General features: G+C 56.1%; 2 protein-coding genes. Both read left to right on the top strand.

Features of this window, described 5'->3' with window-relative positions:
- Positions 1–280 (top strand): hypothetical protein (locus PKE79_RS16460; protein ID WP_438822812.1); only part of this gene is annotated, 280 nt, incomplete at its 5' end.
- A 6-nt stretch (positions 281–286) separates the two neighbouring features.
- On the top strand, positions 287–499 hold the full coding sequence (locus tag PKE79_RS16455; RefSeq protein WP_021527181.1) for an MbeD family mobilization/exclusion protein: 213 nt from the start codon (positions 287–289) through the stop codon (positions 497–499).
- Positions 500–1035 lie beyond the last annotated feature (536 nt).

The raw sequence follows: 1035 nt of genomic DNA, 5'->3' as shown, positions 1-1035 counted from the left end.
ATGGCTGACCATCACGATGGTGTCAGGACTGCTGTTCGCCAGCCTGAGCGGGGTGTTGTGGTATCAGGGGAGCTTGATAGCGTCAAATCTGGCCGAAATCGACCGGCAGAACGCAGCGCTGTCGAAGCTGAACGCGAAGACCTGGGGCGTGACGTACCTGGAAGACAGCAACGGACGTTTTCTGGTGCTGCCGAAGGGGACGGCCGTAGACAGGACGCAGAGCTGGACGGTCGGGAACGGGCGGTCGAAGCAGAACGCGCTGAGACTGGTGAAGGAGTAAGTGCCGATGACCGAGCTGGAAAAACAGTTGCTGAGCGCATTAGAGCAGCTACAGCAGGACTACTCGAAAAGGCTGGACGAGTGGGAGAGCGCCTTCGGGGAATGGCGGAAAATGTCAGGGCTTATGCAACGGGAGAACGCGGCGCTGAGCGAGCGCGTGACGCGCTTGAGTCAGCAGGTGGAACGCTTGAGCGGGCAACTGCAGCGTTTGAGCCGGTAGTGCAGCGTCATGAGATGGCCGTGGCCGCAGAACGGGCGCACGAGCAACGGCAGCACGAAAAGGAACTGACGGAAGCGCGTTCCCGGCAGCGAAGCTATGACGGTCCGTCGCTGGGCTGAAATGCAGGAAAACAGGGTTCTCATCGGGCATTTACGCTGAAACCGGATGTCATTCACCTGGCTGCATGGCTATGCAGCCAGGTAAAATTTATCTGTCGCGAACGGGGCGGTTTATCGGGTGGTTTGTTGCCGGTTTTACCTGACTGCCACCCCGTTCGCGGCGAACCCGTCCGGGGCGGTGCGGGCAACGGGTGTTATGTTTAATCAGCGTGAACGGCAGATACAAAAAAGCCCCGGAGGGCTTTTAACTACTGACTTATTTTTTTGAAGATTTGCTGGGTTTCAATTTGTCAGTATTTCCCGGCGTTTTTTTATTGTCACGCTGGCGTTTATCAGGTTCCCCTGTTGAATCGGCAATTCGTTTCGGACCCGGCTTAAGACCCATAATCGTTATCCTTTCAATAGTTAAGAGGAAAG

Source organism: Microbacterium barkeri, assembly GCF_027921765.1.
In the GTDB taxonomy this organism is placed as follows: domain Bacteria; phylum Actinomycetota; class Actinomycetes; order Actinomycetales; family Microbacteriaceae; genus Microbacterium; species Microbacterium barkeri.
This window is presented reverse-complemented; position numbering and strand designations above follow the sequence as displayed.

Excerpts from the sequence above, each read along its gene's own strand:
- PKE79_RS16455 (WP_021527181.1), top strand. The coding sequence starts at position 287 with ATGACCGAGCTGGAAAAACAGTTGCTGAGCGCATTAGAGCAGCTACAG.